Source organism: Methylobacterium sp. EM32 (genome assembly GCF_040593685.1).
In the GTDB taxonomy this organism is placed as follows: Bacteria; Pseudomonadota; Alphaproteobacteria; order Rhizobiales; family Beijerinckiaceae; genus Methylobacterium.
This window is the reverse complement of the sequence record NZ_JBEXZS010000147.1, coordinates 1-21,121: the sequence shown is the minus strand read 5'-3', so window position 1 is coordinate 21,121 and position 21,121 is coordinate 1. Positions and strand designations below refer to the sequence as shown.

General features: G+C 67.0%; 21 protein-coding genes. 11 read left to right on the top strand and 10 right to left on the bottom strand.

Translation table 11 applies throughout. From position 1 onward, the window contains the following. Positions 1–73 precede the first annotated feature (73 nt). Both ABZT49_RS19880 and nhaA read right to left on the bottom strand, forming a co-directional pair. The gene (locus ABZT49_RS19880; RefSeq protein WP_355288282.1) at positions 74–1,372 is read right to left on the bottom strand and encodes a DUF2254 domain-containing protein; all 1,299 of its coding nucleotides are present in this window, start codon (positions 1,370–1,372) and stop codon (positions 74–76) included. A 70-nt stretch (positions 1,373–1,442) separates the two neighbouring features. After that, complete coding sequence (nhaA, locus tag ABZT49_RS19875; protein WP_355288280.1) at positions 1,443–2,660, bottom strand: Na+/H+ antiporter NhaA; 1,218 nt, start codon at positions 2,658–2,660, stop codon at positions 1,443–1,445. 275 nt (positions 2,661–2,935) lie between these two features. Between nhaA and ABZT49_RS19870 the strand changes: the two genes are divergently transcribed. The 3 genes from ABZT49_RS19870 (at position 2,936) to ABZT49_RS19860 (ending at position 7,140) form a co-directional block, all read left to right on the top strand. After that, positions 2,936–5,767 carry a PAS domain-containing protein gene (locus ABZT49_RS19870; protein WP_355288278.1) on the top strand — a complete coding sequence of 944 codons (2,832 nt, stop codon included), beginning with the start codon at positions 2,936–2,938 and terminating at the stop codon, positions 5,765–5,767. A 34-nt stretch (positions 5,768–5,801) separates the two neighbouring features. Further along, positions 5,802–6,185, top strand: coding sequence for a response regulator (locus ABZT49_RS19865; RefSeq protein WP_355288276.1), 384 nt, complete (start codon positions 5,802–5,804; stop codon positions 6,183–6,185). A 184-nt stretch (positions 6,186–6,369) separates the two neighbouring features. Further along, on the top strand, positions 6,370–7,140 hold the full coding sequence (locus tag ABZT49_RS19860; RefSeq protein WP_355288274.1) for a potassium channel family protein: 771 nt from the start codon (positions 6,370–6,372) through the stop codon (positions 7,138–7,140). A gap of 9 nt (positions 7,141–7,149) precedes the next feature. Here the strand turns inward: ABZT49_RS19860 and ABZT49_RS19855 are convergent, their stop codons facing one another. Both ABZT49_RS19855 and ABZT49_RS19850 read right to left on the bottom strand, forming a co-directional pair. Then, positions 7,150–8,157, bottom strand: coding sequence for a mechanosensitive ion channel family protein (locus tag ABZT49_RS19855; protein ID WP_355288272.1), 1,008 nt, complete (start codon positions 8,155–8,157; stop codon positions 7,150–7,152). A gap of 50 nt (positions 8,158–8,207) precedes the next feature. Beyond that, a complete protein-coding gene (locus ABZT49_RS19850) occupies positions 8,208–8,459 on the bottom strand; it encodes a hypothetical protein (protein ID WP_355288270.1) in 252 nt (83 codons plus the stop codon). 323 nt (positions 8,460–8,782) lie between these two features. On the opposite strand from ABZT49_RS19850, the gene ABZT49_RS19845 reads away from it, so the two are divergent. Together ABZT49_RS19845 and ABZT49_RS19840 are read left to right on the top strand one after the other, a co-directional pair. Further along, positions 8,783–9,118 (top strand): hypothetical protein, encoded by a 336-nt coding sequence (locus ABZT49_RS19845; RefSeq protein WP_355288269.1) that lies wholly within the window; start codon positions 8,783–8,785, stop codon positions 9,116–9,118. Positions 9,119–9,170: 52 nt separating this feature from the next. Continuing rightward, a complete protein-coding gene (locus tag ABZT49_RS19840; RefSeq protein WP_355288267.1) occupies positions 9,171–10,442 on the top strand; it encodes a sodium:proton antiporter in 1,272 nt (423 codons plus the stop codon). Positions 10,443–10,858: 416 nt separating this feature from the next. Here ABZT49_RS19840 and ABZT49_RS19835 read toward each other — a convergent pair whose 3' ends face one another. From ABZT49_RS19835 to ABZT49_RS19825, 3 genes are all read right to left on the bottom strand, one after another. Then, entirely contained in the window at positions 10,859–11,785 is a 927-nt protein-coding gene (locus ABZT49_RS19835) for a molybdopterin-binding protein (RefSeq protein WP_355288265.1), read from the bottom strand. Then, the gene (locus ABZT49_RS19830; RefSeq protein WP_407943534.1) at positions 11,782–12,606 is read right to left on the bottom strand and encodes a cytochrome b/b6 domain-containing protein; all 825 of its coding nucleotides are present in this window, start codon (positions 12,604–12,606) and stop codon (positions 11,782–11,784) included. The genes ABZT49_RS19835 and ABZT49_RS19830 overlap by 4 nt, the downstream gene beginning before the upstream one ends. 139 nt (positions 12,607–12,745) lie before the next feature. Beyond that, positions 12,746–12,976: a hypothetical protein gene (locus ABZT49_RS19825; protein ID WP_355288261.1), complete on the bottom strand. Its 231-nt coding sequence runs from the start codon at positions 12,974–12,976 to the stop codon at positions 12,746–12,748. Between the two features lie 349 nt (positions 12,977–13,325). Here ABZT49_RS19825 and ABZT49_RS19820 point away from each other — a divergent pair, with 349 nt between their 5' ends. The 3 genes from ABZT49_RS19820 to ABZT49_RS19810 all read left to right on the top strand — a co-directional run bounded on the left by ABZT49_RS19820 (position 13,326) and on the right by ABZT49_RS19810 (position 14,580). Further along, positions 13,326–13,868 carry an LPXTG cell wall anchor domain-containing protein gene (locus tag ABZT49_RS19820; protein ID WP_355288259.1) on the top strand — a complete coding sequence of 181 codons (543 nt, stop codon included), beginning with the start codon at positions 13,326–13,328 and terminating at the stop codon, positions 13,866–13,868. A gap of 129 nt (positions 13,869–13,997) precedes the next feature. Beyond that, the gene (locus ABZT49_RS19815) at positions 13,998–14,216 is read left to right on the top strand and encodes a hypothetical protein (RefSeq protein WP_355288302.1); all 219 of its coding nucleotides are present in this window, start codon (positions 13,998–14,000) and stop codon (positions 14,214–14,216) included. A gap of 31 nt (positions 14,217–14,247) precedes the next feature. Further along, positions 14,248–14,580, top strand: a complete 333-nt coding sequence (locus tag ABZT49_RS19810; RefSeq protein ID WP_355288301.1) for a response regulator — start codon at positions 14,248–14,250, stop codon at positions 14,578–14,580. A gap of 103 nt (positions 14,581–14,683) precedes the next feature. Here the strand turns inward: ABZT49_RS19810 and ABZT49_RS19805 are convergent, their stop codons facing one another. Together ABZT49_RS19805 and ABZT49_RS19800 are read right to left on the bottom strand one after the other, a co-directional pair. Beyond that, positions 14,684–16,990, bottom strand: a complete 2,307-nt coding sequence (locus ABZT49_RS19805) for a PAS domain-containing protein (RefSeq protein WP_355288257.1) — start codon at positions 16,988–16,990, stop codon at positions 14,684–14,686. 319 nt (positions 16,991–17,309) lie between these two features. Beyond that, a complete protein-coding gene (locus ABZT49_RS19800; RefSeq protein ID WP_355288255.1) occupies positions 17,310–17,489 on the bottom strand; it encodes a hypothetical protein in 180 nt (59 codons plus the stop codon). A gap of 741 nt (positions 17,490–18,230) precedes the next feature. Between ABZT49_RS19800 and ABZT49_RS19795 the strand changes: the two genes are divergently transcribed. The 3 genes from ABZT49_RS19795 to ABZT49_RS19785 all read left to right on the top strand — a co-directional run bounded on the left by ABZT49_RS19795 (position 18,231) and on the right by ABZT49_RS19785 (position 20,575). Further along, on the top strand, positions 18,231–19,064 hold the full coding sequence (locus ABZT49_RS19795; RefSeq protein ID WP_355288254.1) for a hypothetical protein: 834 nt from the start codon (positions 18,231–18,233) through the stop codon (positions 19,062–19,064). A gap of 336 nt (positions 19,065–19,400) precedes the next feature. Further along, a complete protein-coding gene (locus ABZT49_RS19790; protein WP_203155235.1) occupies positions 19,401–19,880 on the top strand; it encodes a hypothetical protein in 480 nt (159 codons plus the stop codon). Positions 19,881–20,338: 458 nt separating this feature from the next. Further along, complete coding sequence (locus ABZT49_RS19785) at positions 20,339–20,575, top strand: hypothetical protein (protein ID WP_203155234.1); 237 nt, start codon at positions 20,339–20,341, stop codon at positions 20,573–20,575. A 21-nt stretch (positions 20,576–20,596) separates the two neighbouring features. Here the strand turns inward: ABZT49_RS19785 and ABZT49_RS19780 are convergent, their stop codons facing one another. Then, entirely contained in the window at positions 20,597–20,758 is a 162-nt protein-coding gene (locus tag ABZT49_RS19780) for a hypothetical protein (protein WP_203155233.1), read from the bottom strand. Positions 20,759–21,121 lie beyond the last annotated feature (363 nt).

The following is a 21,121-nucleotide window of genomic DNA, read 5'->3' as shown; positions in this document are numbered from 1 at the left end:
GTGGCGCCGGGGTCGGCCCTCCGGCACCCCGCCCGGCGAAGGCTGGAGCGAGCTTCGTCGTGGTCCTTGAGGATCATCCCGGTCCGGTCCCGGCGCGCACCCGGACGAAGCGGGCGTGCCGCTCCTCCAGGTCGGCGAGGTCGCTCGGGTCGGAGACGTCCCGCCGCGCGGCGGCGAGCACGAGGTCGGCATGGCGTCCGAGCTCCGACAGGCGCGAGGTCAGCCGCTCGACCTCCGCGACCCGGGCCAGCACGTCGAGCATCCGGGCGAGTACGTGCACCGACCCGGCGGCGTTCTGGCGGATCATGTGGAACATCGCGTCGCACAGCCCGTCGTAATCGGTCACCGGATGGACGAGCACGACGCGGCCCTTGCGGGCGACGGCGCCCGTGGGCAGGTGGCGCGGGGCGATGCGGCACAGGGCGTCCCCCAGATGGTCGAGCACGCTCCCCGCCGTCATCGGGTCGTTGATGCCGGGCGACAGCGCCCGCACCGCGATCTCGACGAGCTGCCGCACCGAGTATTCCAGGTCCTGCAGCGCCGCCGGGCGGCGTCCGAAGGTGAGCGAGCGGGCCACCGCATCGCCGGTGTCCTCGACGGCCGCGGACGGCACGACGACCGGGAATCCCCTCGGCACGAAATCGCCCGGCCTCACCCGCAGGGCGAGGACGATGCGGTGCTCGTGCGCCCAGTCGGCGAGCCCCTCCGTATCGACCGCCTGCAGGTATCCGCCCTCCGCCGGCGCGACCGGGGCGCCGCGCGGTGCCCCCACCGGCGGCTGGATATCGGCCTCGTCGCGGGTCCGTGCCTCGACCGCCTTGCAGAGGTCGCGATGGACGGCGTCGACCACCGTCTCGACGTTGATGCTGGTGGCGACGTGGTGGACGAACCAGACCAGCGTCCCGAGGCAGACCAGCGCCAGCAGCACGGCGCCCGAGATGGCGAGGTGCGGGACGAAGGTTTCCTCCTGGACGGTGCGCACCGTGCGCAGCACCATCAGCGCGTAGGCGAAGGTGCCGAGGAAGGCGCCGAGCACGAGCTGGTTGCGGGCGTCGCGCACGAAGTTGCGCAGAAGCCGCGGCCCCATCTGGTTCGAGGCCAGGGTCAGTGCCGCGATGGTGATGGAGAAGGTGGTGCCCGCCACGCCGATGGTGGACGATGCCACCGCGCTGAGCAGGGCCCGGGCCCCCTCGGCGCCGCCGGCCCAGCCCCAGTTCGCGTCCGGGGAGGAGGGGTCGTAGCCGGCGATGCGGGCGGTCTCCAGCCAGATCGCGGCCTGCGCCAGGCCGATGCAGGCGAGCACGACCAGCGCCGGCCGCAGCCAGAACTGGTCGCCCAGGAACTCGATCCAGGCCCGCACCCTCGCTCTCACCGGCTACCCCCTCCCTGTCGCCTTGGCACGGGGCAGCCCCCGGTCCCCCGGCCAGCCGCGGCGTGCCGGCTCAGGCAAGCGCCCGCCGCGCACGATGTTCCCGCGGGGCTGCGACCAGGAGGACGAGCGCCCCGGCGATCATGCAGGCGACCGAGCCGGCGAGAACGCCGATCTTGACCTCGGCCTCCAGGGCCGGCGCGTCCGCGAAGGCGAGCAGGCCGATGAACAGGCTCATGGTGAAGCCGACCCCGCAGAGCAGCGAGACCCCGTAGACCTGCGCCCATGTCGCGTGGGCCGGACGCTGCGCCAGCCCGAGCCGCACCGCGGCCAGCACGAGGCCGAACACGCCGGCCTGCTTGCCGACGAACAGGCCGAGGGCCACCCCGAGCGTCACTGGATCGAGCAGCATGGGCGGGGTGAACCCAACGAGCGACACGCCCGCGTTGGCGAAGCCGAAGACCGGCAAGATCAGGTAGGCCGACCAGGGATGGACCGCGTGTTCGAGGATATGCAGCGGCGAGGTCGGGTCGTCCGGCTTGCCCGCGCTCAGCCGCAACGGAATTGTCATGGCGAGCAGCACCCCGGCCACCGTCGCATGCACGCCCGACTTCAGCACGAAGAACCAGAGCACGGCGCCGAGCAGCAGGTAGGGCCAGAGCCTGGCCACGCCGGCCTTGTTCAGCCCGTACAGCACCGCGAACGTCGCCGCAGCCCCGCCCAGCATCGGAAGCGACAGGTCGGCGGTGTAGAACACCGCGATGATTAGCACCGCGCCGAGGTCGTCGATGATGGCGAGCGCCGTCAGGAACACCTTGAGGGAGACCGGGACCCGCGAGCCCAGCAGCGCCAGCACGCCGAGCGCGAAGGCGATGTCGGTGGCCGCCGGGATCGCCCACCCTCGCAGCGTCTCGGGCGAGGACCAGTTCACGGCGACGTAGACGAAGGCCGGGGCGGCCATCCCGCCCAGGGCGGCCAATCCCGGCAGCACCCGATCGGGCCAGGTGCGCAGGCGCCCATCGAGCACCTCGCGCTTGATCTCCAGCCCGACGAGCAGGAAGAACACCGCCATCAGGGCGTCGTTGATCCAGTGCAGCACCGAGAGCGGGCCGAGATAGGCCTTGAGCGCGGAGAAGTAGGTGTCCGCCAGCGGGGAGTTCGCCACTACGAGCGCGAGCGTCGCGCTCGCCATCAGGACGAGCCCGCCGCCGGCCTCGCTGACGAGCATGTCGCGCAAGGCCGACAAGGGACGGCGGCGAGGCCGCGGAACGGCATGCGAGGAGGATGGCACGGGCACGGGTCTCCGGCGCTGGCGGCCCGACCAGCGCTCGTCCTGCCGGTCCGACCGATGGACCGCGCACCCTCGCGCGGGCTATCGCACCGAAGCGCGGCTGGCACAACCTGCGCCGCCGGGCTCAAAATCCAAACAGCTTGACCGTGTGAATGGTCGCGGAGGGTGGAAACCGGCCCATTGTGAGGCTATCGTAGGCGAACGGCCACTCAGGCATCTGTACCGTCTGCGAAACAAGCATTCAGGGTGCCGTTGGACACCATCGGCCATCCGGAATGCACAACCGTCCACCCTTCACCACCGTCGGCGACAACTCACGCCTCTCCGCTCTGAATGCGCTCGCCGTCCTCGACACGGCTGCAGAGGCTGGTTTCGACGACGTCGTGCGTCTCGCCACCCGCCTTTGTGCCGCACCGGTCGCCCTCGTCAGCCTCGTCTCCATCGACCGCCAGTGGTTCAAGGCCAATATCGGCTTCCCGCGCTGTGAGACCGACCTCGACCGCTCGGTCTGCAAGTTCGCGCTCGCCGAGCCAGATCTTCTCATCATTCCAGACCTCGCCGCTGACCCGCGCACGGCATCGAACCCTCTCGTTACAGGCAAACCCCACATCCGCTTCTACGCCGGAGCGCCCCTGCGCCTGACAGGCGGTGCGGTCGTCGGCGCACTGTGCGTCATCGATACCGCTCCCCGTCCTGCGGGGTTGACCCCGGAGCAGAGCGACGACCTGCGCGCCTTGGGTCGCCAAGTGGTCCTCCTGCTTGAGGCGCGACGATCGATGGCCCGCGAAAGGGCCGAGGCGGTCCAGAAGGGGGAGGCGCAGGCCTCTGCACTCGCGCGTGCCGCGGTGAGCGAGGCGCAGAACGTCTCCCTCCGCATCAGCGACCAACGCTCGCGCTTCGCTCAGGAAGCCGGTGGCGTCGGCACGTTCGAGCTGATCGTCGCCTCCGACATGATGCAAGTCTCGGCCGAGTTCTGCCGCCTCTACGGTGTACCGGTCGCCCCCCTCTACTCGGCCGCAATCTTCGAGGCGCTGGTGCTGCCTGAGGACGCCGGCGTGCGCTCCAGCGACGAGAGCCGCGAGGATGGTAGCGCAGTGCTAGACGTCGAGTACCGCATCCATCGCGCGGACGACGGTGAACTCCGCTGGATCGCACGGCGTGCAAGCTTTACCCGCGACGAGCACGGGGTCGTTGTCGGCATGTTCGGCACCGTCAGGGACGTCACCGAGCGTCGCAAGGTGCAGGACGCGTTGCGCGCTAGCGAAGCCTCGGCCCGTGAGAACGTCCAGCGCGTCCAGCTGGCGCTCGCGGCCGGGGCGATCATCGGCACCTGGAACTGGGACATCCCCTCGGACCGCTTCACCATCGACGAGGCCTTCGCCCAAAGCTTCGGGCTCGACCCGGCGCTGGGCCGCGTAGGTATTCCCCTTGCCCAGATCGTCGCCACAGTGCATCCCGACGACAAAGCCGGGCTATCGGCCGCCATCACCACCACTATCCTGCGTGGTGGCGCCTACGCTCATCAGTATCGGGTGCGGCGCACTGACGGGCGCTACTATTGGATCGAGGCTAACGGCCGGGTCGACAAGGCGGAGGACGGTACGCCGCTGAGCTTCCCCGGCGTCCTGCTCGATATCGAGGAGCGACGCGCCGCCCAGGCTGCGCTGGCTGCGAGCGAGAACCGCCTGAGAGCGCTCGTGACTGCGGGTGCGCAGTCGATCTATCGCATGAGCCCGGACTGGCAGGAGATGCGTCAGCTCGACGGGCATGGCTTCCTCGCCGACACGGTTGTGCCAAGCGTGCGCTGGCTCGATTCCTACATCGATCCCGCCGACCGTCCGGAGGTGATGGCAGCAATCGAAGACGCGATCCGGCGCAAGGGCACGTTCGAGCTCGAGCACCGCGTTCGCCGCGCCGATGGGAGCTTCGGCTGGACGCTTTCACGCGCCGTCCCCCTCTTTGACGAGCGCGGCGAGATCATCGAGTGGTTCGGGGCGGCAAGCGACGTGACCGCCCGCCGAAGCGCCGAAGCACGGCAGGCAGCTCTGGTCGAGGTGGGCGACCAGCTACGCGACCTCGGCACCGTGTCCGACATCGTCCACGCGGCGGCCGGGATCGTCGCGCGGGTGCTCGGCGCGACGCGCGCCGGTTACGGACTGGTCGATGCTAAACGCGAGACTGTCGACGTTCCAACCGACTGGTGCATTCCGGGAGTTGCCTCGGTCGCAGGCCTGCATGACTTCCGCACTTACGGCTCCTACATCGAGGAGCTACGGCGCGGCGCAACAGTCATGATTGCGGATACGGAGTGCGACCCGCGTACTCGGGAGAGGGCCTCGGCGTTACTCGCGATCGGCGCGCGGACGCTGATCAACGTACCAGTCATGGAGCGCGGGCGCCTCGTTGGGGTCGGCTTCATCCACTCGGATCGTCCCGGCGCGTTCTCGGCCGAGGAACTGGACTTTGTAAGGGCCGTGTCCGATCGGATCCAGGTAGCCGTGGCGCGCGTGCAGGCGGAGGCGCAGCAAGCGCTGCTGAACGGTGAACTGTCGCATCGGCTCAAGAACACCTTGTCGATGGTGCAGGGCATCGCCGGTCAGACCTTGCGCGGCGTGCCGGATCAGGGCCCCGTCCAGGCCTTCACGCAGCGGCTGATCGCGCTGTCTCAGGCGCACGACGTGCTCCTGCAGGACAGCTGGGCGGCCGCGCCGATCCGCGCCGTCGTTGAGCGCGTGCTGGCCCTTCAAGCTCCTCTGGAGCGTTTCCGGATCCAGGGACAAAACATTGCGCTGGCGCCGCAGGCGACGTTGTCACTGTCGTTGCTGCTGCACGAGCTGACCACCAATGCCGTGAAGTACGGCGCGCTCTCGAACCAGGAAGGCGAGGTGGGCGTGACGTGGCAAGTCGAGGATGACGACGAGAGAACCGTCGTGTTGAGTTGGCAGGAGCGCGGCGGCCCGCCTGCCCAGGCCCCCTTGCGGCGCGGTTTCGGGGCGCGGCTGATCCAGCTCGGATTGGTGGGAACCCGCGACACCCAGCTGAGTTACAGCTCATTGGGCTTCGATGCGAAATTTGGCGCGCCCATGTCGCAGGTGACAGCGTCGTGATCCGGGCGGTGACGGGTTCCCTCCAGAGGAATCCATGACATCCCAGGGCAACGAGCGGCGGTCGATTGTGCTCCTCATCGAGGATGAACCGATCCTGATGATGGTCCTCTCGGACCTGATCGAGGAAGCCGGCTGTGAGGTCGTCGAGGCAACGACAGCTGCCAAGGCCATTCGCATTCTGGAAGAGCGCACGGACATTCGCGTGGTGATGGCGGATCTCGACGTACGCGGGTCAGTGATGGGGTTGAAGCTCGCCGCCATGATCCGGGACCGTTGGCCGCCAATCGAATTGATCCTGACTGGTGCGGTGAAGCCGGAGTTGGCGAACATTCCGGCTCGAGGCGTGTTCCACGACAAGCCGTTCGATCACGCCGGTATCGTCCGGAGCATCCGCACGTTCGCGTCAGCGCACCATTGATCGGACGTTTGCAACCGCCGCTTTGGATCGTGTGCAGAACCCCTCGCAAGGTCAGGATGATGGACTTCTCGTCTCAAGATCGACGAGGAAAACCTTCGCGGCCCTCGTCCTGTTCAGGTTGCCAACGCCGTGTCCACGGCACAGCTTTCTCCTCCGAGACCCGCGAGCAAACGTTTTCTAGCGCATGACCCACCTGACCGAGAGGCTTCGGGGCCTGTACGAGGGCGACAGCGACCGTGCCCACCGCTTCCGCTACGGCCTGCTCGCCTTCGATCTCGCCACGCTCCTGTTCATCGTCGTCTCCTCGTTCATGCCCCGCGAACCTCTGGTCGAGGGGGTCGACGTCCTGATAGGGGCGGTGGTGACCGCTGATTTCCTGTTCCGGCTCGCCATATGCCCGCGGCCAGGCCGCGAGTTCTTGCGCCCGACCACCTGGGCCGACCTCGCCGCCATCGCCTCGTTCCTCGCGCCCATCGTCGGCGAGGGCGCGGGCTTCCTGCGCATCCTGCGCACTCTGCGGCTGCTGCGCACCTACCAGTTGCTCGATCGCCTGCGCGCCGACTTCCCGTTCTTCCGCCGTAACGAGGAGGTCATCATCGCGGCGGTGAACCTTGCGGTCTTCGTGTTCGTGATGACCGGAATCGTCTTCGCCACGCAGCACGGACGCAACCCCGCCATCGGCAATTACGTCGATGCGCTCTACTTCACGGTCACGTCACTGACGACGACCGGCTACGGCGACGTCACCCTGCAAGGGACCGGCGGTCGCCTCGTCTCGGTCGTGGTGATGATCTGCGGGGTGACGCTGTTCCTGCGCCTCGCCCAGGTGCTGTTTCGGCCCTACAAGGTGCGCTTCCCGTGCCCGACCTGCGGCCTTCAGCGGCACGAGACGGACGCCGTGCATTGCAAGGCCTGCGGCACCGGCCTCAACATCCCCGACGAGGGCGCCGACTGAGGCGGCTGGTCACGTGCGTTCCTCCTCCTCTGCCGCCTGCCGCTCTCGCGCAGCCTGCCAGCGCGCCCGCGGGGGATTCCGGCCGGCGGGCCAGCCCTCGCGCTGGCGAGCCCGCTCGCCGTCGGTCTCCTCGGTCTGGTCGTGGAACAGCACCTGGCTGGTCGGATACGGCAGGTCGATGCCGGCCGCGGTGAGCGCGTCCTTCACGTTGGCAATCGCATGGTCGAGCGCATCGACTGCATCCCGCCGCCGGGGCGGGTCGATCCACAGCCTTGCCGTCATGTCGACGCCCGCCGCACCCAGGCCTGTGACCAAGGCCTCGGGCGGCGGGTCGGCCAGCACGCCTTCGGTGCCCTTCAGCGCCTCGACGATGACCCGGCGCACCTCGCGGATGTCGTCGCCGTTGCCGATGGTCAGCGGGAAGGCGAGGCGGCGCTTCTCGTGCGCGGTGATGACCGTGATCTTGTCGACGAACAGGGTGGCGTTCGGGATCAGCACCCGCTGGTTGTCGTAGGTGCGCAGCACGGTGGCGCGCACCCAGACGTCCTCGACCGTGCCCTCGTGCGAGCCTGCGCGGATCTGGTCGCCAATGACGAAGGGCCGCGTCAGCAGGATCAGAATACCGGCAAGCAGGTTCTGGAGCACGTCGCGGAAGGCGAAGCCGATGGCGACGCCGCCGATCCCGAGCAGATTGAACAGGTCGGCGGCCGAGACCGACGGGAAGGCCACCGAGGCGGCCACCAGGAACGCGACGAGGATGGTCACGCCGCCGGCAATGCGCCCGAGCACTGCGGCCGAGCCCGGCGAAGCGTCGCGCATCGCGGCCGCACGGCGCACGGCGGCGCGTACCAGGCGCGCAACGAGCAGGCCGAGCCCGAACAGCACCAGCGCTACGGCGAGCCCCGGCAGCAAGGCTGCCGCCGACCGACCCAACCCTTCGAGGCGTTCGAGGGCTTCCGCGAAGATCATGCCTGATGCCATTCCAAGAGAAAGCCGCCGGAGGCGGTGGTGCCTCACGGCGGCGTGTCGTCACCCGCGGGGCAAGGAGCCCCGCCCATCATACGCTGTCAGCGGCGCGTGCCACCGCTCGTCCCGCCGTATTGCTGCCCCCGGGCGCCACGCGACGGCATGGCTGCATTCCCGCGGCTGGCGGAGCCCTGCCGCATCCGGTAACGCCGGTTCATGCGCACCTGCACCACGTCGGCATTGGCCGCAGGAGCCATACCGGCGGCACTTACGGGCAGCGCCGCGGACGGCAGGGCGGACGCGGCCAGGCCGAGGCCTGCGAGAAACGCCGATGTGAGAATGGTCTTCTGCAAGGTGGTGCTCCTTCGGTCCAGCCTGGGCAAGGGCACCCGACCATTCGGGTGACTGGACCAGGATGCGTCCGCTCGAACGTCGGATCGTGCTCGGCAACGCCCGACGCCCAATTGCGTTCAGGCGAATTCGACCATCGTCCGAGGCAAGATGGTCCGGCGCGAAGTGCCGCTCGGTGGTCGCTCTAGACTTTCGTCCGGAGGCAAGGATACCGCGCGGCCTTGAAGGGCGGTGTCGAGTTCAGTCAGGAACAAGTGCCGTCCGCTGCACTTGCAGGATGACGGGCCCGAGGACGCGGGCATCCGACAGGGAGTGCCGCGAACCGATGACCGACCACCGACGTGTCTGCCGCGGGCGCGGCATCGCCACCTTTCTCGTCGGTGCCGTGGCCGTCATCGGCGCGGCAATCGCCACCGCCGGTCGGGCGGGTGCCCAGTCGGCGGCCAGCGCCATCGACCAGCCGACCGCCGGGACCCTTCCTCCGGGCACGTCGACGGTCAAGGGCGACGGTGGGCCGCGCGACAAGGCCACTGGCCAAGTGGCGCCTCCCAGCGCGCTCCAATCGATCACGGACGTGATGCGGTCCGAAGGCTCCGTTCAGGGCAAGGGTCAGGGAGGCCGGACCGACCCGCTGAAGCACCTGCCGAAGGACATGCGCTGACTCCCTGCGCGCCCGCGGCAGCCTCGATGCCGCCTTTCCCCGGGGGATTCCCGTGATCTCCATCCTCGATCTTGCGGCCCTGCTGCTGACGCTCTCGGCCCTGTTCGGTTGGCTCAACCGGAAGCTGCTGCATCTGCCGCATGCCGTCGGCCTGCTCGTCATGGGCCTCGCCGCTTCCGTCGCCCTGGTCGTCCTCGACGTCGCCTTCCCCGAGCAGCACCTCTACGAGGATCTCACCCGCATCCTCGGTCAGGTCGACTTCACCAGGGTGGTGATGGACGGCATGCTGGCCTTCCTGCTGTTCGCCGGCGCGATGAGCCTGGACCTGAGCGCCCTACGAGACCGGGCCGGGCCGGTGGCGACGCTGGCGCTTGCTGGCACGGTGATCTCGACCGCCATCGTCGGTACCGCCTTCTGGATCGTGGCTGGGGCGCTGGGGCAGCCGGTCCCCCTTGCATGGGCACTGGTGTTCGGCGCCCTCATCAGCCCAACCGATCCGGTAGCGGTTTTGGCCATCCTGAAGAACGTGCGGGTCCCCGAGGCCCTGGAAGTCGAGATGCAGGGGGAGGCCCTGTTCAACGACGGTGTCGGCATCGTGCTGTTCACGGTGCTCGTGGCCTTCGCTGTCGGGGCTGGCGGCGAAGCGACTAGCGTCGGCGGTGTCTCGAAGCTCCTCCTCCAGGAAGCGGGCGGTGGCTTGTTGCTCGGCGTCGTGACCGGTTACCTCGCCTACCGGGCCATGCGAGCCATCGACGACTTTCCCGTCGAGGTGCTGATCACCCTCGCGCTGGTCGCCGGCACCTACGCGCTCGCCCAGAAGCTGCACGCCAGCGGTCCGCTAGCGGTCGTCGCGGCCGGGCTCTTGGTGGGCGACCGGGCGCCGCGCGACGCGATGAGCGAGCGCACGCAGGGCTATGTCGAGGCCCTCTGGACGCTGATCGATGAGGTGCTGAACTCAGTGCTGTTCCTGCTCATCGGCCTGGAGGTGCTCGTCCTGCGCTTCGAGGCACGCGGCATCCTGCTCGCCGCCTGCGCCGTACCCATCGTCCTCGTTGCCCGCCTCGTGGCGGTGTCCGCGCCGCTCCTGGCGTTCCGATGGGGCGGCTACCTCAGCCCCAGCAACGTGCCGTTCCTGACCTGGGCAGGGGTACGCGGCGGCATCTCGGTAGCCCTGGCGCTGTCGCTGCCTGAAAGTGACGCAAAGTCCGTCGTGCTGGCCGCGACCTACGCGGTGGTCCTGTTCACCATCGTCGTCCAGGGCCTCACCCTGGGCGCCGTCGCTCGTTGGACCTTGAAGAACCTGCCGGAAGGCGACGCCACGTGAAAGTTCCCGTGCGCAACATACCAGACGTTTATCGCCAGTTGGTCTGTAGCGTTCCGACATGATGACAGACTGTTCGAGGTCGGTACGGGTCGCGCCGACTGCACCTCGACTGGGCGGAGGATGGCGGCCCCGTCGCGGCGGGGTTTCGGCACCCGCCTGCTCACGGTCAGCGTCGAACGCGAGCTCGATGGGACGGCCGGGTTGATTTCACGGTGGAAGAACTTCGTTGTGCCGCTGTCGGAGGCGAGCGGGGGCTAAATGAGCCCGGTGGCGGTCCGGCCTCGGGCAAACCTCGTGCTTCGTCGAAGCGTTCGTCCGCCAGATCGGAGGCACCCTCGCCACGGCCTTGAGGCAGGTCGGCATGATCTTCACGGGCAGGCTGCCAGTCTCGATCCTGGCCGATGGATAGGGAGCCCTCAGATACCCGCGTACCAAGCGTAGCCCTGGTCCTCCCAGTAGCCGCCCTTGCCCTCCCCGATGCCGGAGAAGCTCTCGACCACCTCGATCCGCATCACGTACTTGGCCTGCTTGTAGCCGAGGTTGCGTTCGACCCGCAGGCGCAGGGGCGCGCCGTTTGCCACTGGGAGCGCCTGTCCGTTCAGATCGTAGGCGAGGATGGTCTGGGGGTGGAAAGCGTCCACCAGGTCGATGCTCTCGTAGTAGCGCACCGGCTCGGCGGCGCCGGCCGTGGTCGCGTCGGACGCCTGCTGCCCGCCCGAATCCCGCTTGTCCTCTCCCCCGCCGGCCTGTTTCTTCATGGCCGGATTGGCGTTGCCGCCGGCCTCCTGCCCGTCCGATCCGCCGTCGTCCTCCGCACCCGTGTCGGCGTCACCCTGGTCCATGGTGTCGGCGCAGTGGAATACGACGTAGCGTGCCTCGGGCTTGAGCCGGGCCTGGCCGAGGAGGTCGGCCAACGGCACGCCGGTCCACTTGCCGATGGCGCTCCAGCCCTCGACGCAGTCGTGGCGGGTGATCTGGGTGCGGGCCGGCATCTTGCGCAACTCGGCCAGCGAGAGCTTGAGCGGGCTCTCGACCAAACCCCCGACCTCCAGCCGATAGGTCGCGAACTTGCGCCTCGCGAGTGCCTTGTACGCCTTGTCGGGCGGGTCCTCGGTGCCGTTCGGCTTGAACCACGGCGAGATGTCGGCCTCGGCGAACTCGGGGGCCAACGCGCGGTCCGTCAGGAGGAGGCGCTGCACGAACAGGTTGGCGTCCTCGCCCGTCTTGAGCGTGCGTCGAAACCACTCCGTCTCGCCGAGGCGGTCGCAACCGCCGAGCATCGCGGTGCTGGCCGCGGCGGTGGCGCCAAGCAGGATGGCGCGCCGGCTGGGCGGGCGGGTCATGCCGCACCTCCCGGACCGTCAGTGGCAGGGACCGGCTCGACCCGGCGCTCGATCACGAACCATCCCGTCAGCATGCCGCGCATGTTGTTCCAGAAGCCCGAGAGCACCACCAGGGCGACATGCACGACCACGAACAGCACCAGCAGGCCCGCCACTACGAAGTGCACCGTCCGGGCCGATTGCCGGCCGTCGAAGAGGGTCAGTAGGAACGGGAAGGCGGCATCCATGGCCGGCGACATTGCAAGCCCGGCCAGCACCTGCACCGGCAGGAGCACGAACAGCACCACGGCGTAGGTCATCTTCTGGATGACGTTGTAGCGCTTGGCCTCATCACCCTGTGGGAAGCGCAGGGTGAGGTGCTCCCACACCGAGGCGCCGATGTGCCGGACCTGGTCGCGCTGCGGGATCACGCGGAACCGGAGTTGCCCGCTGAAGAGGCCGTAGAGCAGGTAGGCGAACCCGTTCAGGACGAAGGCCCAGGCGAAGAAGAAGTGCCAGGAGCGGCCGCCGGTGAGGTCCTGGTCGCTCGGCAGGGTGAGCCATGAGGGGAAACCGCGGTCGGCGGGCTCGCCGTCCGCGCCGGCGGACGAGCCGAGCCAGCCGGTGGTGTCGAACGTGCGCCCCAGGATCGTCGTGGTTCCCTTCGGCGGATCGTCCTCGGTCGAGGCCATCGCCAGCAGCGGGCTGTCGAAGGTCGAGACCTTGCCCCAGTACAAGGCGGGATGCGCGTTGAAGATCTGCAAGCCGCTCATCAGCAGGACGAGCAGGCAGAGCGCGTTGACCCAGTGGGTGACCCGGATGACGGCGGGGTGCCGGAACATCCAGCGCCGGCGTTCGATCTCGCCGAGATCCGGCGCGGAGCGCGTCAGGTAGGTGCGGGGCACGGGAGATCCGACTCCTTGGACATCAATAGCGTGGCGGAAGGTTGGAAACCCTTGCCGCCACGCCCCGAGGGACCGCTTACATACGGTTCATCATCATCCGCTTCTTCATCATCCGGCGCTTCATCATCTGCTTCCGCATCATGCGCTTCTTCATCATCATCCGCTCGCCATGCGTCATGCGGACCTGGGTGACGTCGGACGGGCCGGCCTGCATGCCGCCCGGCCCCATCGGGGCGGCGGAGGCCGAGCCGAGGGCCAAGCCACCAAGCATTGTGGCGGTCGCGACCGTCAGAATGAAATTCTTCATGCGTCGTCTCCTGGACTAAGAATGCCTGTGTTCGACACCCGAGAGGGAAAGAACTCGTGCACTGCTTGTTCCAAAAATAAAATATCTTTCTCTGTATGGACTTGAGCAAATGGACAGGTCTGGTGAAGGCCATGCCAAGGGGTCATGTGCCGGCCCTCGGAGGGGCGCTCGACGACCCATACGGACGCGACAGCCGGAAGGTTTCAGGCAAGGCAGGTTCGAAGTCGTCGATGGGTCCGGTGCACGCCTTGCTCTGTACGGGCGGGGCGTGCCGACTCGTCATGCCGAACGGAGGGCCGACCAACGCGTTCATCCGAGGCGGATCGGCACGAACGACACGGAAGGCGCGTTGGGACAGGCACATCAAGACCGGCACGCCACCGGTCCCGCGGGACCGGCGACCATCGCGAAACTCATCTCGCGGAGCGCCGCCTCGCTCGGCATCGTCGCCTCCCTGACCGTCATGCTCGGCTGGGTGCTCGACGTGCCCGTCTTACGGAGCATCCTGCCGGGCGAGGCGCCGATGGTGGCGCTGACCGCGCTCGCCCTGCTGCTCCTATCGTCCGCCCTCCTACTCTCGACACGGCGGAGGCGGCACGCAGCGAGCAGGACCACCGGCCGCTGGCTCGCCGGCCTTGCATCCGTCGTGTCGTTCGGCGGGAGCCTCCAATATGTCGGCCCGCACGGCTTCAGGCTCGACGACTGGACGCAGCGGCTCGTCTCCGGACCGCTCGGCCCGGACAGGGGCATGTCCTTCGCCACGGCCGCCTGCGTCCTCCGCGCCGCGGCAGGCCTGCTCCTCCAGGATGCGGGGAGACCCTCGCTCCGCCGCGTCGGGCTGGCCGCGACGCTCGCCGCCCTCGTCGCCGCGACGGTGGGCGTGCTGGGCTAGGTCTACGGCATCGGCGCCCTCCATGACGGCGGCCCGTTCTCGCGGATGGCGCTCGTCACCGCCCTCACCCTGAGCGCCCTATCCGTCGGTGTCCTCATCGCCCGACCGCACGGACCGTAGGCCGCCACGGTGTTCGGTCTCGGGGAGGCAACGCAGATCAACCGCCAACTCCTGCCAATCGTCGTGGTCGCGCCGCTCCTCCTCGGGTCCTTCGAGATCTACGCCATTCGCTCGAACCTGCTGGAGCCCGAGGCCGAGCGGCCAGTCGCCGGGGCGGAGGAGGAAGCGGTCGGGGACGACGGGGGCTCCAACCCCGCCGGCCTGTGCATCCTGGTGGTCCGAGGATAACGTCGAGGTCGGTCGCTTCTGCGCGCAGGTCCTGCAGGACCTCGGGCACGGCTCGCTCCTCGTCCTGTCGGCGGAGGCCGCTCTGGCCGAGATAGGGGCGGTCCCCTGCCGCTTCGACGCGGTGTTCTCGGACGTGGTCATGCCGGGCATCGGCGGGTTCGAACTCGCCGCGCGCCTCCGGAGCGCGCATCCCGGGCTGCCCGTCATCCTGACGTCCGGCTACAGCCACGTGCTGGCGCAGGACGACGCGCACAGCTTCGACCTGTTGCGGAAGCCGTACTCGGCTCAACAGTTGGACGCCGCCCTGCGGTCGGCGGCGCGTCGCCGATCGCAGCCGCATCGCGCCGAGGCCGCACCGTCCTGATCGGACGGGTCACCAGAAGATGGGCGGGCCGGTATGGGCACGCGCACCCGCTCGGTGCCGGGCGCCGGTTCGCACGCGGCCGGTCAGGATCGGGGCCGCGTTTTCAGGCGGAGGCGTGACGACGCCGGGCGACGACGCCACGCAAGGCGCGAGCGACCTGCTCCGCCGAATAAGGCTTGCGCACGAGCTCGAAGCCGTGCGCGTCGTCCCGGGCCAGGACATCACTGTAACCGGTCGTCAGGATGACCGGCAGCCCGGGATGGCTGATCCGCAGGCGCCGTGCGAGTGCCACGCCGCCGATGCCCGGCATCACCACGTCCGAGAAGACCGCGTCGAACCGGAACGGCGTCCGCTCCACCTCGGCGAGCGCCGCCTCGGCGTTGTGCGCCCAGACCGTCCCGTGGCCGAGATCCTCCAGGAGCTGCGTGCAGAAGCGCCCGACGTCGAGGTTGTCCTCCACGACCAGCACGCTTAGGCCGCGCTCCTCGGTCTCGTCCGCCGTCCCCGGCACTACGTTCTCCCCGCTCCCAGCGGGCGGGTCGACTTCCGGGAGGTACAGGGTGAACGTCGTGCCGCGCCCAACCTCGCTCGTGACCTCCACGTCGCCACCGGATTGCTTGGCAAAGCCAATCACTTGGGAGAGGCCGAGCCCGGTGCCCTTGCCGGTCTCCTTCGTCGTGAAGAAAGGCTCGAAGATCCTATCGAGCAGCCCGGGCGCGATGCCCACCCCCTCGTCCACGACCGAGACCGCCGCGAACGGTCCAGGGGCGCCGGCGTGCCCGCGAATGCCCGGCAGCGCGCCGCCGCAGGCGAGGCGCAGGGTCAACCAGCCCTCGCCGTCCATCGCGTCGCGGGCGTTGACCGCAAGGTTGATCAGCGCGGTCTCGAACTGGGCGCGGTCGGCCCGGACGTGGCAGGCCCTGTCCGGCACCTCGACGGCGAGGCGAATGCGCGCGCCTGTGACCGCGTTCAGCATGTCGGCCACACCATGCAAGCGCTCGCACAGCTCGAAGACCTCCGGCTTCAGGGGCTGACGCCGGGCGAAGGCCAGCAGCTGGCTGGTCAGCCGGGCGGCGCGGTCCACCGTGTCCGAGACGGCCTCCAGGTAGCGGGTGCGCCTCTCCTCCGCGAGGTTTGGGCGGCGCAGGAACTCGACCGACGAGCGGATGATGGTCAGCAGGTTGTTGAAGTCATGGGCCACGCCGCCGGTCAATTGCCCGACCGCCTCCATCTTCTGGGCGTGGCGCAACGCTTCCTCGGCCCGGGCGAGCCGCTCTTGGTCCCGGAGCCTGTCCGTGACGTCCTGGGCGTACTGGAAGGCGCCGACTCGTTCGCCCGAGGCGTCCCGCAGCGTCGTGAACTTGAGCTCGTAGGACTGTCGACGCCGTGTCGGGTCGCCGAACTCGCCTATGGCAGTGAACTCCTCGCCCGCCAGCGCCCGGGACCATACCGCCCGCGCGGCGTCCCGGTGTTCCGGATGGCCGGACAGCAGGTCGAGCAGGCTGTCGCCGACCTTCGGGCGGACCCCGTAGATGTCCTCGAACTCGTCCGCGTAGGCCCGGTTGACGGCGAGCAGCCGGTAGTCCGGGTCGACGGCGGCGACCAGCGCATCGGTGGTCTCGAACACGTCCGCCCAGAGCTTGCGCTGGGCGAGCGCCGCCTCGACGCGCCTTTCCAGCGTCTCGTTCACCTCGCGCAACCGCGCCTCGGCGAGCTTCCGGTCGTGCACGTCCTCGACGACGCCGTACCAGCTGAGGATGGCGCCGGACCCGTCCCGCCGCGGCCGGGCCCGGGCGCGCATCCAGCGGTACTCGCCGGTGGCGGCCACGTGGATGCGGTAATCGACGTCGACGGGCTCGCCGGAGGAGAGCGAGGCCGCAAACACGGTCACGGTCCCCGGCACGTCGTCGGGATGCAGCGCCTTGATCCAGCCGGCCCCGTCCGGCTCGCCCGGTGCCTGGCCGGTCAGTTCGAGCCAGCGGTTCGAGTAGGAGGTAATGTTGCCCTCCGGGTCACAGGTCCAGGGCACTTGCGGGTTCAGCTCGACCGTGTGCCGGAAGTGGTCCTCGCTCTCCCGCAGGGCCTCCTCGCCGAGCACGCGGGCGGTGGTCTCGCCGGTGACGCAGAACAGGCCGGCGACCCTGCCGTCCTCGTCGATGGCCGGCGAGTAGCTGAAGGACCACCAGCTGCGTTCGGGCGTGCCGTCGCGCGAGAGGTCGAGCGGCATGTCGGTGAGGGTCAGGCTCTCGCCGGCGAGCGTCGCGTCGACGAGGGGTGCGATCTCCTCCCAGATGCTGGCCCAGACCTCCCGGAAGGGCCGCCCCAGGGCCGTGCCCAGCCGGTAGCCGAGGATCGGGCGGTAGGCGTCGTTGTAGAAGCAGAGCAGGTCGGGGCCCCATGCGAGGAACATTGCCGTGGGGCATGACAGCATTTGCGCGAGCGTGGCCTTCAGGACCGGCGACCACGCCTCAGGTGGGCCGAGCGAGGTGTCGGACCAATCGCGCGCGCGGATTTCGACGCCCGTGGCGCCGCCTGAAGGAAGGAACCGAAACGGGTCGCTCACGCCTGGTCGGAACCCGTGACCGCGGTGCGGCCCCCGCGCCCGGGGAGACCAGTAGGAACCTCGCCTGAGGGTTCGAACGAACCGCATGAACCGGGAGCAAGCGACGGCTGGTCATGCATGCGATGCCTTTCTCCCACGGCAGCGCCCCGGGCAATTGTGCGGCCAGTCACGTCTCACTCCCGGGCGGCTCAGGCGCGGTACGTCCGCCGTCGATATCGACCTCGCCAGGATCGGGCGGCGGCAGATGCGGCGGGGGCACGCGGCCGGGGCTGGGCGGGGTCGGCAGGCCGATGTCCTCCGTGACCCGGGAGAGGTCGTTGTTATTCTTTTCGCCTTCCATCGCCATGTCCTGCGCTCGACAGCGAAGGATAACGCGGAAGCGGCCAGGAGGTCGCAACCGAACCATGGCATTGTCGTTCCGGCCTGCCGAACCGCGAGGTGCTCACCCGGCCTTGCGAGCGTAGCGACCACCGTACCGGGGCTTGAAGTAGCGTCTGAAGCCGACCCGCACGTCCAGCCTCACCGACCAGATCGGGTGCTAGGGCTGACGGTGCAGGCTCCAGATCCTATGTTACCAGGCTTGAGTATTCCGCGCAGTAGCAGCTTAAGGGACAAGAGCGGGCATTGCAGAAGCCATACTCGAAGGTCTGGAGGTGGCGCTATGCAGGCGGTTCGATCGCTACCTCCCTCCCAATGACTGCGTAGGATACGAACTCCTGCTCCGCGGCGACATCGTCCCGGCCCTTTATGCGGCGGCGGGATCGCTGCCTGGGCGGGGGAGGGGACTGAAGGCAACGAGAGGGTCCGGCAAACAGTGAAGGTTAATTAGATTGCATGCTACCTACGTAGTTTACGCGGTTGCAGGGCATATCCCACGAACATATCATGGCTTTGAGTTCCATGCGTGGGGCTCTAAGTGGCAGCTGCGCAAAGCATTTCCGCCGCGTGATGAGAGTAAAAAGCTCTATTGCGCACTGAGTGATGAATGCGTAAGTTGACAGGCCGTTCTTTTCAGGACAGGCCCTGCGGCCACACGGTTTGATCGTTCAGCGCTTTCGCGCGCTGCCAACCCGTGGGACGCACGACCATGACGACATCTATAACCCTGCAAATGGCAGCGCTGTCGCCTAAGGCGCGCAGCATTGTTCTTGATCTGGCCAATCAAAATAGGCCAGTTCTGCGCAAGGATGCGTATAGCGCACTTATCAGTATTTCATTGGAAGAGCGCGGAGGCCTTTCTCTGGCAGAAGGGAGGAAGCACCTTGCGGATCTGGCAAATGCGGTGCGCTCTTTCCGATTTAACCGACAGCATCGCTACAAACAGAATTATGGTTGCGGATTGAGATCGCCGCGAGCTAATGAGCGTGCGAAATTAGCTAATCGGCTCACATGCTCGATTACAGAGCGCATACGTTTGCATACCCGATCTATTGTAATAGCGGCGGCAAAGAGCATCATGCCTGGATGGGCAATCGATGGCGCAGGCTGGCTAGTCTACAGTGCCGATTTAAAAAAGCGGCGCTATGTAGATTACAAGATGACGATAGAGGTTAATCGTCGTTCAGATTCGCATATTCGGCCATTTGAAGCTGTGCATACAATTGTTGTGAGCCAGGGGTGGCATCAGCAAATCCGGCGTATCGGCCTTAGAACCGGCGTTGTTGAAGGCTGCTTAATCTTATCCTCGAGGCGCGTCGCGCATACCGCATCAGAAGAACTCGAGATATTCGAGGTCAGGTTTGCACGCCTTCAGGAAAAAAATTTAATGAATGGAATCGCATACATATCTTCCGGGCGACATCAAAAGATTAAAATGTATCAAAGCTTTGGGCAAGCGTGTGATGATTGGCGTCAAGACCATATATTTGGAATGATCGATTATAATGACAGTAAAATGTTATTTCCAAATACAATATGCTGACTGAGAACAGAGAAACAGATTCTGAGGCGTCGCTTCGCATCCTTCAGGATGAGTAGCGGATGGTGGACGCGGAGCCCCTCCGCAAGCCGCCGTCGCTGCCCGCTATCGCACCTCCCGAGTCGCCGGCGCCGGTCGAACAGCGCGGCAGGGCGTCCTACGACGACGCCCAGTTCTGAGCCTGCCGCGCCCCGCTCCGGTCGCCCCCCTAGGGCGATCGGGTCATCCCCTCCTCGAAGATCACGCCATAATCGACCGAATTCTCAAGTCGGTCATCGCCCGCATCCAGGTCGTCATGATCTTGATAATACACAATAATCTAACGCAGGAGCCCCCTTTATGACTGCAATCAATCTTGTTGCTGCTATCTGCAGCGCGCCGAACGCAGTGGCACTAATGCGTGCCATTGACCGTGCCGTTCCAGGTAACGCCATTCGCGTCAAACGCTACCGGTCCACAAAGATATGGGATGCGACAGACGGAGGCTACCCGCTGATCGGCCCCTGCGGCTTCCGCGACCTCAAATTCCGGCTTGCTCGCATTTGCCACGAGGGTCAGGACGTCTGGCACACGAAAGGGCTATACTTGGATCCGGAATGCCGCAATCTGATTGATGGCGACTCCAGTTTGCCGAGCACCTTCTACTGGCCAAGAGTGAGCGAAGTTCGACGTTACTCGCATATGGGCCATAAGATCTACATGGTGTCGGGTTCTCGCGAAAATACCGCGTGGGGGCGCTGGTGGTTCGATTACCTATCAGTCCAGATTAATGACGACGTGACCGCTTCTAGATTCCTCAAAGCGCGAGTGACCGACTAAAATCATCGCAACTGGGCATCTTTCCCGGCCGCCCGCCAGGGCTATAGCGAGAGCGCCTGTCAGGGGCGGGACAGTTAAACCTCAGGCAGATCCTGTATCCATTGCCTCTGGATACGATGGCCGTCCACGACGCGGAGAATCCTGCACTCCCCGAAAGTATTTTTCGGGGAGCAGGGAGGCCCGCTGCCCGTTTTAGCCAGCGTCCTTTAACAGACTATCTGGTTTGCCGTCGCCCGCCAGCTGTCGGGTCTCGCTGTAGCATGGCGATCCGCTCGCCATCGGCTTGCCCCTTCTTGAATTTCAGGCCTCTGGCGGTCCGGAGGGGCGCCGGAGCGGGCCTTCAAAAATGCCGACGATGTGCCGACTATCCCAAAATTCGCGCGTCGGTGCGGTGTCCGGCGACCGGGCTCGGGCCCCTCGTGCCAAGGCCCGCGGCCCCGCGCGATCGGTTTGGCGACATGCCCTGCGGCTTCGTCGCTGCAGCGATGCGAGAGCCTGACGTCGCGTGGGTAACGCTCAAGCCGGGACAACCGCCCGCGCTCGTGCGCAGGCTCACCGGCACGCGCCTGGAGGTCCTCGCGGTGATCGCCGATGAGACGCATTACGAGGCGAAATGGGATTTCTATGGGTTCCTGACCCGGGCGGTGGCCTCGTACGTAGAGCGAGCGGGCTCTTTGACTGTGTTCGACACGTGACGTCGCATCACGTACGCGGCCTCAGACGAGGAACAGGGGCACGGCGGATCGGAAGCCGGGTAGGTCGGGGTTCATCCGGATCGGGGCTGAGCCGTTGGACTGGGACGACCAGACCACGGCGCTCGTCCACGTCCGCCCGCCGTCTAACGAGATCTGGACGAAGCCGTGGTCCTGGTAGGCCAAGCCGCCAGTATCGCTCCACGACAGCGGGGCTCCGAGGTGCCGGATCCCAGCAGCGCCGCCGACCGGCATGCTGAGTTGCCGCCATGCGTGGACCGCTTCTCTGAGCGCTCGCTCACTCCGTCGCGCAAAGCTTTCCGTCGTGCAGGGTCCGCAGGCTGACGATATTGTCCAATCACAGCGTAGAAAACTGAGCAGATTGACCCTGCGAATAGCTGCTTCCAGCCCCCTTGGACATCATTTTCGCGGGCTTCCAATCAACGCTGATTACCCCTTGCGGACATTCGCTTTCGGATTGGGAACGTCCGGTGTTCATTTTTACCAGACATTCATTTGCGCATAAAAATATTCAATAACATAATTATG